Here is a 15,155-nt window from a genome sequence, read left to right as displayed (position 1 = left end):
ACAATGGCAACCAAGAAGCTGATCCTTGATCTGGATATGGGTGTGGATGATGCGATGGCGCTTGCCTATGCCATCGCGAGCCCCGAGGTGGAACTCGTGGGCATCACCACGTGCTTTGGCAACGTGCGCGTCGAGCAGTCGGCGCACAACTGCCTGGCGGTGCTCGACCTGTTGGGTCGTCCCGAGGTGCCGGTGTACCTGGGCGCCGATCGTCCCGTGAAGGCGACCGAACCCTACACGCCGCCGGCGTCCACCACGCTTATCCACGGCAAGAACGGCATCGGCGGCGCAAGCGTGCCCGCCTCGCCGTACGAGCCGGTGGGCGCGACGTCGGCCGATGGCAATGCGGCGGTCGATTACCTGATTGATGCCGCGCGTACCTATGGTCCCGACTTGGTCTATGTGGCGACCGGTCCGCTCTCCAACCTGGCGCTCGCCCTTGAGCGCGACGCGGCGGCGATGATGTCTATCGGCCGCGTGGTGGTGATGGGTGGCGCCCTGACCGTGCCCGGCAACGTGAGCGCCGGTGCCGAGGCCAACATGGCGAGCGACCCCGAGGCCGCTGACGCCGTGCTGCGCTCGGGCCGCAAACTCACCATGGTTGGTCTTGACGTGACGCATCGCGTGGTGCTGACGCGCCGCGACATTGCCGGTTGGACGGGCTCGGGCACCATGGCGGGCTGCGCATTTGCGAGTATGGTCGAGCACTACATTGGCTCGTACGAGATGAACGCCCCTTACCTGGGCGGCTGCGCGCTGCACGATCCGCTTGCCGTTGCCGTGGCGATTGATCCCACGCTCGTGGGCGCACTTGGTTGCAACTTGCGCGTCGACCTGCTCGGCGAGTATCGCGGCCGCACTATCTGCGACGAGCATCGCCTGTCCGACCCCGACAAGAGCGCGCTTGTGGCACTCACCGTGGACGCCCCGCGCTTTCTGTCCGAGTTCAAGGCGCGCATGGCCCGCATCCTAGGCTAGGCTCGGGATCGAAGCACGCCCATCTGCTCGATGTGGCCGCTGGCGGGCCGACATCTACCGTTCGCCAGCCCGATGGTCCCCGGGGCGGGGAGAGCGCTATAATGCATTTTGCATCTTGGATTGTTACTCCTGTGTGGAGGCATGCCCAAGAGCAATACAACACGGATTGTTACGTAAGGCATGACCGCAATAGCACTGCTATTGGCTATCATGCCTTTTTCTGTGAGTGTTCTTGAAAGGAGGTTCACCATGCTTGCAATTAAAAAGCTTAACAACAACGCGGTTCTTTGCCGTGACGGACAGGGGCGAGATGTCATCGCCATGGGCAGGGGCGTCGGTTTCGGCGGAGATTTTCCTCGAGAGCTCCCTCTTTCTAAAATCGAGCATACGTTTTACGACATTGATCCTAAAGGACAAGATGTCATGAGGGATCTTCCCTCGGATATCGTGATGTTTGCGGCGAAAGTTATGGACATCGTTGCCAACGAACTGCCCTACGACCTCTCGACCAATGCGACGCTGTTCATGGCTGATCACCTGTCGTTTGCCGTTGCGCGAGCCCAAAAGGGGGTCCGCATCGCGATGCCTCTTGCCTATGAAGTGCGGGAGACGTATCCGAAGGAATACAAGGCTGCCCAGTTTATCGTCATGCGACTCGAGAAGGAGCTCGGAGAGCGGCTTCCCAAGGATGAGATTGCCAGTATTGCGATGAATCTCGTGAACGCACGGGTTGTTGAAGCCGTCAAAGCCACGGCCGAGCCCACAAAGCAGTTCGACGATATGCTCGAGGACGTTATCGAGATTCTCGAAAGCGATTTCCGCATTATTGTCGACCGCGATTCCTTTGATTTCACCCGCTTCGCCACGCATCTGCGGTACCTGTTCAAGCGCATTCAAGCCGGCGAGTCGCTGAACAGCGCCAACATGCAGATGTACAAGAACTTTCGTGAGGAGTTTCCGCAGTTGGCAGAGTGCGTGAAGCATATCGGTTCCTATTGTCGTGAAACGTGGGACGCCACGCTCTCCGAGGAGGAGGAACTCTATCTGATGATCCATCTCAACCGGATCATCTCCAAAAAAGGATTGTAACCCGTAGCCATTCGGGGCATGACCTTTGCCGATTCGAACAGTAAGCCAAGATTGTGCAAAGGAGCCAATGATGGCAAATTACAAAAAGGTGGCAGAGCAGATTCTCTCCACTGTGGGCGGGGCGGAAAACGTGGCTTCGGTTACGCATTGCATGACGCGCCTGCGCTTCAGCCTCAAGGATGAAAGCCTCTCGAATGATGAGAAGCTTGAGGACATCTCGTCTATCATCAGCGTCGTGCACGCCGGAGGGCAGGTGCAGCTGGTGATCGGGCCCACGGTCGACAAGGTCTACGACGAGGTTTGTAAGCAGGGCGGATTCGAGGTCACGGTATCGATTGACGAGGAACTCGATGGCCCTCAGCTTAGCTGGAAGGAGCGCTTGGCGCCCAAGCACCTCTTCAATCAGCTGCTCGATGCCGTGAGCGGCGCTATCACCCCGATCCTTCCGATCTTTTGTGTCGCCGGTATCTTCAAGATGCTCGTTATTCTGTTTGGGCCCGAAGGCGCCGGTTTTATGTCCGAAACGAGCGACCTGTATCGGATCCTTTCCCTGGTGGGCGATGCGGCGTATTACTACTTCCCGGTGTTTGCCGCCTATAGCTCGGCTAAGAAGTTCAAAACGAGTCCTGTGCTGGCACTGCTCATCGCCGTTGTGATGATTTACCCCGACATGCTCGCTATTGTTGAGGACGGAAAGCCTTTCAGCGTCTTCGGCATCCCCATGCAGCTCGTCAACTACACCCAGGCTGTTCTTCCGGTCATCTTGATCACCTGGGCCCAGTCCTATGTTGAGCGCTTCTTTAAGAAGATCTCGCCTGATATGTTGCGCGTTCTGATCGTACCCGTGGGTACGGTGCTCGTGATGTTGCCGGTCGCGCTGTGCCTCTGCGGCCCTGCCGTCCAATTTGTCATGGGCCTTGTGGCCGATTTCATCATTTGGCTCGCCTCTGTTGCCGGTCCCGCTGCGACCGCGGTTATCGGCGCATTCTGGAATCTGATCATCGCCACCGGCATGCACGTGCCGATCTATACCGCCATATTGCCCGCCGCGCTCCAGAACGGTTACGACGCCATCTTATACCCCGGCGCCGCGGTTGTAGCCTACACCACGCTTGCCATCGCGCTCGCCTATGGCCTGCGCGCTAAGGACAAGGAGAATCGAGCCACGGGCTGGAACTTGTTCATCACCTATGCCTTCGGTCGCGTGAGTGAGCCCATCATCTACGGCATCCTGTTTCGCGACAAGAAAGCTCTTGCCTGGAACATGATTGGTGGTGCTGTCGGTGGTCTGCTGGTAAGCCTTCTTCATGCCAACGTCTATATCTTCACTGGCGTTGGTTTCCCATGGATGAACGTGCTCATGTTTGCTCAGGATATCATCCCCGGCACCATCGGGTGTCTTGCTGGCGGTGCCGTGACGTTTGCGTTGGCGATGGTTTTTGGATTTGAAGGACAGGAGAAGATGCCGTTGAAGTCCAAGAGCGGCGATTCTGAGGCTGTTGAATCCGTCGAGGCATAAGAGGCTACTGCACAAATATGCTCCCCAGCCGTTGCGCGGTCCGACCCCTTGGCCGCGCAACGGTACTGTGCTGTTGCGCGGCACTTGCCGAGTCCGTTGCGTTCGACAGCGTGGGCCGGGAATTTGATAGAAAGGACGACACCATAATGTTTAGAGAAGATTTTTTATGGGGCGGGGCTCTGGCTGCAAACCAGTGCGAGGGAGGATGGAACGAAGGCGGTCGCGGTTTAGCCAATTCCGACATGCTGCCGTTTGGCGATCAACGCATGGACGTCATGCGGGGAGACCTTGATCCGCGTGCGTTGGCACCCGACAGCTTCTATCCCGCTCGCAAAGGCATTGATTTTTACCATAGGTACAAGCAGGATATTGAACTGTTTGCCCAGATGGGTTTTAAATGCCTGCGCTTATCGATCGCCTGGAGCCGCATTTTTCCCAAAGGAGACGAAGCCGAGCCCAATGAAGAAGGCCTTGCCTTTTACGAGGATGTTTTTAGGACGTGCCGCGCGCATGGCATTGAGCCTTTGGTGACGCTCAACCACTATGATGTCCCCATGCATCTCGTCGATGCGTATGGCGGATGGCGCGATCGCAGGTTGGTCGACCTGTTCGATCGATATTCGCGTACCGTGTTCGAGCGCTATCGGGGATTGGTCAATTATTGGCTGACCTTTAACGAGATCAACATCATGACGCAGGCGTGCTTTATGGCGGCGGGGATCATCTTCGAGCAAGGGGAGAATCGCTATGCAACGGTTCACACGGCCGTGCACCATGTATTGGTTGCGAGTGCCCGTGCGGTCGGGGCGTGTCATGAACTGTGCCCCGGGGCGAAGATCGGTTGCATGCTCAACGCAGGTGTCTTCTATCCGGCTACATGTGATCCGGACGATGTGCTGGCTGCGCAGGCTGAGAATCGCAGCCATTACATGTTTACCGACGTCCAGGTGCGCGGTGCGTACCCGAGCTATGTTCTCAAGGAATACGCCCGCCATGGTTTTGAGGTGCCCTATCGGGATGATGACCGCGAAGTACTGGCTGCAAACCTGGTCGATTTCGTCTCGTTTTCGTATTACTCGACGCGCGTCGCAAAAGCGCATGCGGAAGGTCAGTTCGATTCGAACCTTCTTCGCTCGGCGCCTAATCCGTATCTAAAACAGGAGCCTTGGGGGAGGTTTATCGACCCCAAAGGGCTGCGCGTCACCATGAATGAAATCTGGGATCGCTATCAAAAGCCGCTGTTCATCGTCGAAAACGGTTTGGGTGCTCCTGATGTGCCGGAAGATTCGGGTGAAATAGAAGACGACTATCGAGTTGAATACCTGCGGGCCCACATCGAGGCGATGAGGGAGACCGTCGAGCTCGACGGGGTGGAACTCATGGGATATACCTGTTGGGGCCCGATCGATTTGGTTTCGGTCGCCACAGGACAGATGCGTAAGCGCTACGGGTTTATCTATGTCGATCGAGACGATAGCGGTGCGGGCTCGTTTGAGAGACGTAAAAAGAAAAGCTTCGAATGGTACCGACGCGTAATAGCAAGCAATGGCGAAGACCTTGCGTAATAACGTTAAGATGGACAAATGCGCCCGTTGGGGGAATAGTCGCGCCACTTTGCTTGACAACAGGCTAAACTAGCTAATAAACATTTACTCTTCTGTTTAGATTGAATTTGCGGTCGTTTAGTTGCCGAGCCACGGGGCGGTCAAGCCACGATGCTCGGCCGCGACCGATGCTAGGGGGAACGATGGCTAAAGCAAGCGTCCGCGAGATCAGCCGCATTACCGGCTTTTCGCCCGCAACCGTGTCCAACGCGCTCAACCGCAAGCGCAGCGTGAGCGAGGAGACCGCCAAGGTCATCCTGGAGTGCGCGCAGTCGCTTGGCTATCAGCAGTCGACGCAGCTCGAGAGCATCCAGTTTGTGCTTGCGCGCAAGACGGGCGCCATCCTGGACGAGAGCACCTTCCATCCCGCGGTCATCGAGGGCGTGGAGCGCCAGGCGCGTCGCCACGGCATGAGCACGAGCTTTGTCTCGCTCGACTTTAGCGACCTGGACGCCGTGCGCCCGCAGGTCGAGGGCCTGATCGCCGACCCGTCGGCCGCCATCGTGCTGATGGGTACCGAGCTGGGCGAGGAGGACTACGCCCTGTTCGCCGACGCTGCCGCCCACCTGATTGTGCTCGACGGCTGGAGCGATCGCCAGTACTTCGATGCCGTAGTCATCGCCAACACCGATTCGGTGCTGCGTGCCGTGGACTACCTTATCGAGAAAGGTCACAAGCAAATCGGCTATCTGGCGGGCGACCTTCGCATCCGCAACTTTAAGGACCGCGAGCGCGGCTATCGCCAAGCGCTTGAGGATGCGGGCCTCGAGGCCAATCCGGCATGGCGTGTCACGCTGGGCACCACGCTCGAGGGCGCTTATCGCGATATGGGCGCGTGGCTCGACAGCGTCTCGCACAACGACCTGCCGACGGCTTTCTTTGCCGAAAACGACGTGCTCGCCGTGGGTGCCATGCGCGCGCTCAACGAGCACGGTATTCGCGTGCCCGAGGATGTCTCGATCATCGGCTTTGACGACCTGTCGTTGGGCGCCTTTTCCAACCCGCCGCTCACCACGGTGCACGTTCCCAAGCACGAGGTGGGCGAGATCGCGGTGCGCCGCCTGGTGGGCAACATCCGCAATCCCAAGAGCTATACCTGCAAGACGGCCGTATCGACCTATTTTGTCGAGCGCCAAAGCGTGCGCGAGATCTAGTCGGAACGGCGCCAGACCCCAGAGCGGAAAAGTCCTTCTAGATTACCTAGAATGATTTTTCTGGGACGGGGATTTAAAACTCATTGATCCCCGTCCCGGGTAGCTCATTTGGGACGGGGCTTTTTTGACTGGTATGATTGGTGCGACCATTCAAACCAGCTAAAAGAGCCCCGTCCCAAATTGACTATCGAGAGGACCTGCCATGGAGCGCATCGCGAGTTTTTCCGTTGACCATCTGCTGCTTGAGCCCGGCGTGTATGTGAGCCGCATCGACCGCGATCCGGCGACCGGCGCCGCCGTCACCACCTTTGACCTGCGCCTGACCACGCCCAATAAGGAGCCGGTTATGAACACGGCCGAGTGCCACACCACCGAGCACTTGGGCGCGACGTTCCTTCGCAATCATGCCGAGTGGTCGAGCCGCATTGTCTACTTTGGCCCCATGGGCTGCCGCACGGGCTTTTACCTCGTCGTGTTTGGTGAGCTGACGAGTGAGGAGATTCTGCCGCTCGTGCGTGAGCTGTTCGAGTTTGTCGCCGGCTTTGAGGGCGATGTCCCCGGTGCCGCTCCCGAGGAGTGCGGTAACTACCTGGACCAGAACCTCCCCATGGCAAACTGGCTCGCGCGCCGCTACCTCGACCGCGACCTGGCCGATATCGACGAGAATCACCTGCACTATCAACAGGCGTAAGGCCGCTTGCAGGAATAACGTTTGTGCCAGAAGCGCTCCCGCTCTTTGCGGAGCGCTTTTTTATACCGAGTGCTCAAAACAGAATGAGATTGTTCTAGAATGTTCATACTGTCACACAAACGAACAGGAGCGAACATGCATATCTACTCTGTCTCTGATCCCGAGTTCAAGTCCTATGGCAACGTTTGGGATAACGTTCCGTCCGAGCTTACGTCGCCCGTGCTCGAGGCGCTTGCCTCCACGCCCATCCCCGATGGCAGCAAGTATGTGGCCTCCGCGCCCGAGCTCGAGGGCGTTAAGGATGCCGATAAGCTGGGCTTTCTCATGTTTGGCGGCCGCCCCTTCCAGCTGGGCTGGTGCAACGGCCACAACACGCAGCTCAACTGCCTGGAGTATCACCGCGCCAGCGAGTTTAACCTGGGCGCTCGCGACTTTATCCTGCTCGTGGCGCATCGCTGGGAGATCGAGGACGGCAAGCTCGATACCGCGTGCGTCAAGGCGTTCCGCGTGCCGGCCGGCACGCTTGTTGAGGTTTTCAACACCACGCTTCACTACACGCCCTGCATGGTCGACGACGGCGGCTTCCAGGTGATAGTGGCGCTGCCCGCCGGCACCAACGGCCCGCGCCCCGAGGCTGCAGCCGACATGCCCACGGCTGGCGACAGCTACTGCTACTGGAAGGCCGACAAGTGGGTTCTCTGCCATGCTGACAGCCCCAAGGCTGCCGAGGGCGGCTACGTAGGTCTCATCGGCAAGAACCTCGACATCGCCGTGGACTAGAACCTTTCGTCTCGATCTGTAACATCTAGCGGGCTAAATCGTTTCTACCTGTTACAGATCGAGACATACCGTAGAGGCCGCCCGAAAATCTCGATCTGTAACACCAGGCCCGATTTTGGCGGCCTAACTGTTACAGATCGAGACAAACCGGGCCCAATCCACCACAAAGGCGCCTGTCCCCATTGTGGTGGCTGCCTAGAGCTGGCTGCGCAGATAGTCAGCCATATATGGAACAGCGAAACGCACGTAACCGCGGCGCGCTTGTTCGATAACGCCGGCGTCGATGAGGCGACGGCGATACTTTTGCGCATAGTCGGGTGTGACTGACATGCGCTTCGCAACATCGGAAATGCGCGAAACGGCGTCTTCGTCATCAATCATTGCGTCGAGAAACGCGACGTCTTGGTCCGATAGCGCGGCGAGCGTCGTTTCACAAACATCGTTTTCGAAATCGGCCTTTGACGCTTCGATAGCTCCGTCGACTTGCTCTGGCGTTACGCGTTTTCCGGCCTCGCAGCGATTGGCGATGTTGTAGCCGATGAGCTGCAGCATATAGGGCGAACCTTGGGTTGCACGAGCGGCACGGAGGCGAAGATCGCCTGGAATATCAAGGTTGAGCTCTTCGAAAGCCCGTTGATAATATGCATCGACATCTCCGACTGAAAGCGGTTCGAGCGTGACTTTGCATGCGCGGTTGAGAAATGTCAGTACGCGGTCGTTGAGTGTCGCGGAGACTGCTCCCGGGAGGCCCGCCATGACGAGCGCGACGTTGAGTCCCTCGCCGACGAGCTCTTGATAGGCGGTGACGAGCTGTCTGATCTCGGGTGAATTTGCTTGGAGCTCGTCGATGAGGATGAGGGTGCCGTGTCCCTGCTCGGTCAGTTTGCGCGCGAGCTGTGTGAGTTTGAACTGAAAGCTCTTGGTCTCCTGCACGTCTCGTGTGAACTCGAGGCCTGCCGAGAACCCAAAAACACTTAGACTGCCGCTCGTGAGTTTGGGAAGGCGGCGTTTATTGACGTACGGCTCGCCTGCTTCCTGGATTTTCTCAACAATGCGCTCGAGCATATCCTCGGAGGCCACGGTGGGCGTGGCGACAACAAAGCCGAGCTTGCGTGCGCGGTCGGCAAGTTCCCACAGAAGAACCGTCTTGCCGCTGCCTCGCTGTCCAAGCATGAGCATGGCTCGGTCGCGATTGCCCGGCTCCTGCTCAAGACCGGAGATGAATGTCGAAATCACGTTCCCGCGCCCCACCAGATAGGACGGGCGATTTCCAAATGAGGGGGAGAAGATGGTTTCAGTCATAAGTCTCCTTTCCTTTTTTTCCTATTTTTTCCTTTTTTTCCTATTCAGTCAAATATCCCGCCGGAGAGGGCGGCTACGTAGGCCTCATCGGCAAGAACCTCGACATCGCCTGCGACTAGAATCTTCCGTCTCGATCTGTAACATCTAGCGGGCTAAATCGTTTCTACCTGTTACAGATTTAGACAAACTGCAGGGCCTGCCCGAAAATCTCGGTCTGTAACACCAGGCCCGGTTTTGGCGGCCTAACTGTTACAGATCGAGACAAAGCGCCCCTAACCGCCACAAAGGTGCCCCTTTGTGGCGGTTAGGCGTGCAGCGGGTATCAAAAAGTGTCAGACGGGGCGGCTGCCGAGCACCCGCGCGTGAAAAGAAGTATCGGCCTGCGTCGTTGCCGTTGAGCGACGCGTTGTTTGTAGGGATACTGAGCCTATGACAACAGCGTATGAAAGGATCGATGCATGGCTTTCCGTAATGACTTCCTGTGGGGCGGCGCGACGGCTGCTAACCAGTGCGAGGGCGCCTACGACGTGGACGGCCGCGGCTTGGCCAACGTGGATGTGGCTCCGCACGGCCCCGAGCGCTACGCGGTGGTCTCCGGCCAGCGCAAGATGCTCGACTTCGAGGACGGCTATTACTATCCCGCGCAGACTGGCATCGATTTCTACCACCACTACAAGGAAGACATCGCCCTCTTTGCCGAGATGGGCTTTAAGACCTTCCGTATGAGTCTGGCGTGGACCCGCATCTTCCCCAACGGTGACGAGACCGAGCCCAACGAGGCCGGCCTGGCCTTCTATGAGGACGTGTTCCGCGAGTGCCAGGCGCACGGCATCGAGCCGCTCGTGACCATCACGCACTTCGACTGCCCGATTCACCTCATCAAGGAGTACGGCGGCTGGCGCAACCGCAAGCTCATCGACTTCTACAAGAACCTCGCGGCCACGATCTTTACCCGCTACAAGGGCCTGGTGAAGTACTGGCTTACCTTCAACGAGATCAATATGATCTTGCACCTGCCGTTTATGGGCGCCTGACTGGTCTTTGAGGAGGGTGAGAACAAGGAGGCCGTCGAGTACCTGGCCGCCCACAACGAGCTCGTCGCCAGCGCTTGGGCAACCAAGATCGCCCACGAGATCGACCCCGAGGTCAAGATTGGCTGCATGCTCGCTGCAGGTAGCTACTACCCCTACAGCTGCCGTCCGGGCGATGTGCGCCAGGCGCAGCTCGACAATCAGGACAACTACTTCTTCGTCGACGTCCAGAGCCGCGGCTACTACCCGGCCTATGCCGTCAAGAAGCTCGAGCGTCTGGGTATCGATGTGGGCATGACCGACGAGGACCGCGAGATCCTGGCCGCCAACACCGTCGACTTCATCAGCTTTAGTTATTACAGCACCCGTTGCTCCGCCGGTGCCGATAACCCCGATGTCGAGCGCACCCAGGGCAACGCCTTCGCCGGCGCCAAGAATCCCTACCTGCAGGAGAGCCAGTGGGGCTGGGTCATCGATCCGCTGGGCTTCCGTATTACGCTCAACGACCTGTACGACCGTTATCAGAAGCCGCTGTTTGTGGTTGAGAACGGCCTGGGCGCCAGGGACGTTGTCGAGGAGGATGGCTCCATCAACGACGACTACCGTATCGACTACCTGCGTCAGCATATTGCCGCAATGCGTGATGCGGTGACCGAGGACGGCGTTGACCTGCTGGGCTACACCACCTGGGGCCCGATTGACCTGGTGTCTGCCGGCACGGGCGAGATGTCCAAGCGCTACGGCTTTATCTACGTCGACCGCGACGATGCCGGCAACGGCACCCTCAAGCGCTCCAAGAAGAAGAGCTTCGACTGGTACAAGCACGTCATTGAAACGAATGGTGAGGACCTTTCCTAAGGAAGCTGAGACACTCAACTTCATAGCCTCCTAACCAAGGCGCCCGGCGAGTATGTGCTCACCGGGCGCCTTGCCGTCTGCGGATTTTGGGACATGTGGCCCGCTTTTTCGACCCAACTGTCGGTACACTAAAAGCACTATGGGTACCCGCGAGCGACATATCGGCCACGCGGCCGCCCGATCCGCTCCCGTGGCGGATCCCAGGGGCGGCACGCTCTTTGCCATGCCGCGATTCCTTGTTGGCATAACACATCAGGCGTATCGTCACCGCGTCTTTGCTATCGCCGGCGCCATCACCGCACTGTTCCTCATGCTTTTGGCAGTCTTGCCGGCGCTGTTCGCCTCCGACCCCAAACTTTCTAACGTCGTGCCCGCCTATAGCGAGGTGTCCGAAGAGGTCGTGGATGTGCTCGTCCATTCGAGCTCTCTCCCGCTGCTTGTCGCCGCAATTGCATTTTCGATTTGGGGCGTATCGGTCTATCTGCGCTGTTTGGACTATGTGTTGCGCCGCCGTCTTGTTGCCATCGCCACCATCTGCGCCCTGTGGATGATCGAAGTCATTCTCAAGTACAAGTCGTTCACGCCGTTCTATGCCACCGTGCTGTGGTACCTGTACTACGTGCCCATGACGCTCATTCCACTGCTCTACCAGTTGTGTGGTCTGCGCCTTGCGGGCCTGGAGCAACACCGCCTGGGTCGCCGCTACTGCGCCGCGCTGTGGATTGTGGCCATCCTGCTTATCGGATTTGTGCTCACCAACGATTTTCACCAGCAGGTCTTCCACTTTGACCGCACAAGCGACACCTGGAGCAACGACTACACCTACGGCTGGGGCTATTTCGCCGTCCTTGTGTGGACGGCCTTTAACTTTGTGGCCTTTTTTATCCTGGTTGGTCGGTCCTCATCCTTTCGCATCCAGCGTTTTTCGGGCACGGCGGCGCTCGTACTGCTGGGTGGCGCATTCTTTGCCATCTCGTATGCGTTGCGCGTGCCTTGGGCATGGAGACTCAACTTTTCGCTCGTCTATTGCGTCCTGTGCGTGGTGGCGATGGAAATCTGTCTCGATTGCGGTGTCATTCCGTCGTATCACGACATCGCTGGCATCTTCGACACCTTGCCGCTTGACCTCAAAGTTCTAACGCGCGATCTGCAGGAGGTCTATGCCACGCCGGTGTCAAAGCCAATGCCGGTAGGCGTGCGCGAGGAGTTGCGGACCCAGGAGCACGGGCGCGCCCATGCCTTTACCGTGGCGTCCGATCCCGATGTAATGTATCGCGCCTTTCCACTGCTGGGCGGATCGGCCCTGCTTGCCCAAGACGTGTCGGAGCTCAACGAGCTTAACCGTGAACTGGCACATCGTCGTATGGAGCTGCAGCGTCAAAACGAGCTGCTCGCCGCCGACTACGACCTTAAGACGCATTTGGCAGATCAAGAGGCCGAGACCTTGCTGGTCCAAGACGTGGACCAGGCGCTTGCCCGCGCGCTCGAAGGGATGTACGACCTGCTGAGCTCGCTGCCGCCGTTGACCGACGAAGCGTCTTCGCACGAGCGTTACCGCATGCTGCAACGCGCCAAGGTGCTCGTCGCCTATTGCAAGCGCAAGGGGTCGCTCACGTTGGCACAGCACGGGGAGAGCGGTTTTGACCGCGACCGCATTCAGCTCATTGCCAACGAGCTCGCAAGTGACCTGCGCACCATCGATATCGATTGCGCCTCGATTATCGCCATACGGCGCCCGTTGCACGCCAGTACGGTAAGCGCCCTGTACGATTGCGTGTATGACTTTGCGTTTTTTGCCTACACCACCGACCATCCGGCGCTTATGTATCACTTGGGCGACCATGACCGATGCAGTGTCGAGCTGCGCGCCACGCTTTTTTCCAACGATGATGAAGATCTTTCGCAGACGCTCGCTGCGCAAGAGCTCGAAAGCGCTCTGCAAGGGCGCAACGTGGCATACCGCCTTGAGGGCGAGCCCGGCCAGCTGCACATGATTGTCTTGATGCCGAGGGCGGGTGAGTGACGATGCAGATTTCGCTCGTTCTTCCCCAAATCGTTGCGCTCGATGTTGTCTTTGCCCTGGCTGCGTGTCTGCAGACGATCCACGTCCCGCTCATCGCATCGCGCCGCTCGTCCTATAACCGTAAGGTGATTTGCGCCTACGAGGCGAGTCTCGTGGTTCACCTGGTGGTTTCGGCGCTCATCTTATTCGCGTCGTCTGGCTCGTATCTGGTGGCGCCGCTTGGCGTTTGCGCCAGGGCAATGGGCGGAGCGTTGTGGCTCAATGCCGCGATCTTTGCCTGTGGCGTGGTACTTATGGTGCACTATCGTCGCCCCGTCATGCTGGTCGAGCTGCTGCTTGTTGTCGCCGTTACACCGCCGGTGGTTTTTGCCATGGGCTCGGCGTGGACCGTTGTCCTTATCGCAGAGGGGGCGTTCTTCCTGTTCCGGTCCATCGCGGCGCTCTTGATGGACGTCCGTAACCGCCAGGAGGATATCACCACGTTCTCGACGATCGAGACCATCAACGTGATCCCCGTAGGCATCCTGTATCTAGACCCGAGGGGCCGTCCGCTGCTCATGAACCGCTGCATGCGCAAAAACCTGGTGGAACTTCATATGCCAACCGATCTACGCGACATGGGCAGCACATGGAACGACCTGCGCAAACTTAGCATGCAAATGCCCGAAAGCAGCAGGAACCGTGTGCGGATTAATCTGGACCGCTTTGGTGAGGCGCGGGCGGTGGTCGAGGTCTCTCCCGCCGAGATTCGCCTATTTGTGTGCGATCGTGTTATGGTTTCGGGCCGTTCGTTCGAGCGCATTATCGGTCTTGATGTGACAGAGTACGCGCATGCTCATGACCGCTTGGCGCAAGCCAACCACCTGCTTGAGCTTGCGGGCCAAGAGCTCCAAGCCCAGATCGAAGAGGTCAAAAAGGTCGCCGACAATGCTGCCTACCTGCGCATGCGCGCCCGCGTGCACGATGTAATCGGTCAGCGCCTGTCCATCCTCCATCGCTATCTGGAGGAGGGTCGCCTTGACGACGAATCGCTCGAGCAGATCGATCCGCTGCTGCGCACAATCTCCGACGACTTACGCAGCGGCGGCGACAGCGAGCCGGCGGAGCAGCTTGGCGATATCATTCATGCCTTTGGTCTGGTGAGCGTGCAGATTGATGTAGAGGGGTCGCTTCCCGAGGACACGCGTGTCGCGGCGGCCTTTTTGCAGATTATCCGCGAGGCCTCGACCAACGCCACCAAGCACGCGCAGGCCCACCAGGTCCATGTGCACCTGTGGCAGGAGGAGTCGAACGGATGCGACATTGCGCGCATGACCATCTCTAATGACGGCGCGCCGGCCCCCGTATCGTATCGCGAGGGAACGGGTATCCCAGGTATGAGGCATGTCGCGCAAGATCTGGGTGGTAGCCTGGAGGTCCACGCCGCCCCGCCCTTTACGCTTGCGGTGTCCATCCCGCTTAACGCCAACGACACGTCCCAAAGGAGAAGCTCATGATCCGCGTGTTAATCGTCGAAGACCAGGCCATCCTGCGCGAGAGCCTGGCGCGCTCCGTTGGCGACCAGCCCGATATGACCGTTGTTTCCGCCATCGCCGATGCCTCCGAGGCCTTGGGTGTCGCGCTCAAGGAGCGTCCGGACATGATACTGATGGACGTATGCACCGAGCATGATTCCAACGGCATCGTGGCGGCGGCGCGCATCAAGGAGCAGCTGCCCGAGTGCCGCATCATTATCATGACCGGCATGCCCGAGATCACCTTTGTCGATCAGGCTCGCGAGGCGGGCGTCGATAGCTTTGTGTACAAGAATGTCGGTATCGACGAGCTGTTCGCCGTGATGCGCTCCACGTTGGCGGGCTATTGCACGTTTCCCAAGCCGCCCGAGAGCATTTTTTCGGGTACGGCGGCACTCGATGATGTCGAGCTATCGATTTTGCGCCTTGCCTGCGAGGGCAAAAGCCGTCGCGAGATCGCGGCCGAGCTGTTTATGAGTGAGGGCACCATCAAGCGTCGCATCTCGGAGATCCTGAGCAAGACCGGCTACGACAACATCATGCGCCTGGCCGTGCACGCGGTGACCGAGGGCAGCATCGTTCCCAACATGGAGCGCTAAAGCTCGTCGCGCA

11 protein-coding genes and 1 pseudogene are annotated in these 15,155 nt (G+C 58.7%); 11 read left to right on the top strand and 1 reads right to left on the bottom strand.

The features are described 5' to 3' along the window. The first annotated feature begins 3 nt into the window (after positions 1-3). From ABHR76_RS02225 to ABHR76_RS02195, 7 genes are all read left to right on the top strand, one after another. Positions 4-978 carry a nucleoside hydrolase gene (locus ABHR76_RS02225; RefSeq protein ID WP_346976699.1) on the top strand — a complete coding sequence of 325 codons (975 nt, stop codon included), beginning with the start codon at positions 4-6 and terminating at the stop codon, positions 976-978. 249 nt (positions 979-1,227) lie between these two features. Further along, positions 1,228-2,067, top strand: a complete 840-nt coding sequence (locus ABHR76_RS02220; RefSeq protein WP_040360113.1) for a PRD domain-containing protein — start codon at positions 1,228-1,230, stop codon at positions 2,065-2,067. Between the two features lie 70 nt (positions 2,068-2,137). Continuing rightward, complete coding sequence (locus ABHR76_RS02215) at positions 2,138-3,586, top strand: PTS transporter subunit EIIC (RefSeq protein ID WP_138374337.1); 1,449 nt, start codon at positions 2,138-2,140, stop codon at positions 3,584-3,586. Between the two features lie 146 nt (positions 3,587-3,732). After that, on the top strand, positions 3,733-5,151 hold the full coding sequence (locus tag ABHR76_RS02210; RefSeq protein ID WP_040360109.1) for a 6-phospho-beta-glucosidase: 1,419 nt from the start codon (positions 3,733-3,735) through the stop codon (positions 5,149-5,151). A 182-nt stretch (positions 5,152-5,333) separates the two neighbouring features. Then, the gene (locus ABHR76_RS02205) at positions 5,334-6,344 is read left to right on the top strand and encodes a LacI family DNA-binding transcriptional regulator (RefSeq protein WP_175406100.1); all 1,011 of its coding nucleotides are present in this window, start codon (positions 5,334-5,336) and stop codon (positions 6,342-6,344) included. Between the two features lie 202 nt (positions 6,345-6,546). Continuing rightward, a complete protein-coding gene (locus ABHR76_RS02200) occupies positions 6,547-7,035 on the top strand; it encodes an S-ribosylhomocysteine lyase (protein WP_138113760.1) in 489 nt (162 codons plus the stop codon). Between the two features lie 135 nt (positions 7,036-7,170). Continuing rightward, a complete protein-coding gene (locus ABHR76_RS02195) occupies positions 7,171-7,815 on the top strand; it encodes a DUF4867 family protein (RefSeq protein ID WP_138113762.1) in 645 nt (214 codons plus the stop codon). A gap of 195 nt (positions 7,816-8,010) precedes the next feature. Here the strand turns inward: ABHR76_RS02195 and ABHR76_RS02190 are convergent, their stop codons facing one another. Continuing rightward, a complete protein-coding gene (locus tag ABHR76_RS02190) occupies positions 8,011-9,117 on the bottom strand; it encodes an ATP-binding protein (RefSeq protein WP_138113764.1) in 1,107 nt (368 codons plus the stop codon). Between the two features lie 458 nt (positions 9,118-9,575). Here ABHR76_RS02190 and ABHR76_RS02185 point away from each other — a divergent pair. From ABHR76_RS02185 to ABHR76_RS02170, 4 genes and pseudogenes are all read left to right on the top strand, one after another. Beyond that, positions 9,576-11,006 (top strand): annotated as a pseudogene (locus tag ABHR76_RS02185) (6-phospho-beta-glucosidase). Positions 11,007-11,145: 139 nt separating this feature from the next. Next, complete coding sequence (locus ABHR76_RS02180; protein WP_346976698.1) at positions 11,146-13,029, top strand: histidine kinase N-terminal 7TM domain-containing protein; 1,884 nt, start codon at positions 11,146-11,148, stop codon at positions 13,027-13,029. Next, positions 13,026-14,525 carry a sensor histidine kinase gene (locus ABHR76_RS02175; RefSeq protein ID WP_346976697.1) on the top strand — a complete coding sequence of 500 codons (1,500 nt, stop codon included), beginning with the start codon at positions 13,026-13,028 and terminating at the stop codon, positions 14,523-14,525. The genes ABHR76_RS02180 and ABHR76_RS02175 overlap by 4 nt, the downstream gene beginning before the upstream one ends. After that, entirely contained in the window at positions 14,522-15,142 is a 621-nt protein-coding gene (locus ABHR76_RS02170) for a response regulator (RefSeq protein ID WP_195919558.1), read from the top strand. The genes ABHR76_RS02175 and ABHR76_RS02170 overlap by 4 nt, the downstream gene beginning before the upstream one ends. The last annotated feature ends 13 nt before the right edge of the window (positions 15,143-15,155 follow it).

Source organism: Collinsella aerofaciens, assembly GCF_039752985.1.
GTDB classification, from domain to species: domain Bacteria; phylum Actinomycetota; class Coriobacteriia; order Coriobacteriales; family Coriobacteriaceae; genus Collinsella; species Collinsella aerofaciens_BT.
The sequence above is the reverse complement of the archived record's forward strand: the minus strand, read 5'-3'. Positions and strand labels throughout refer to the sequence as shown.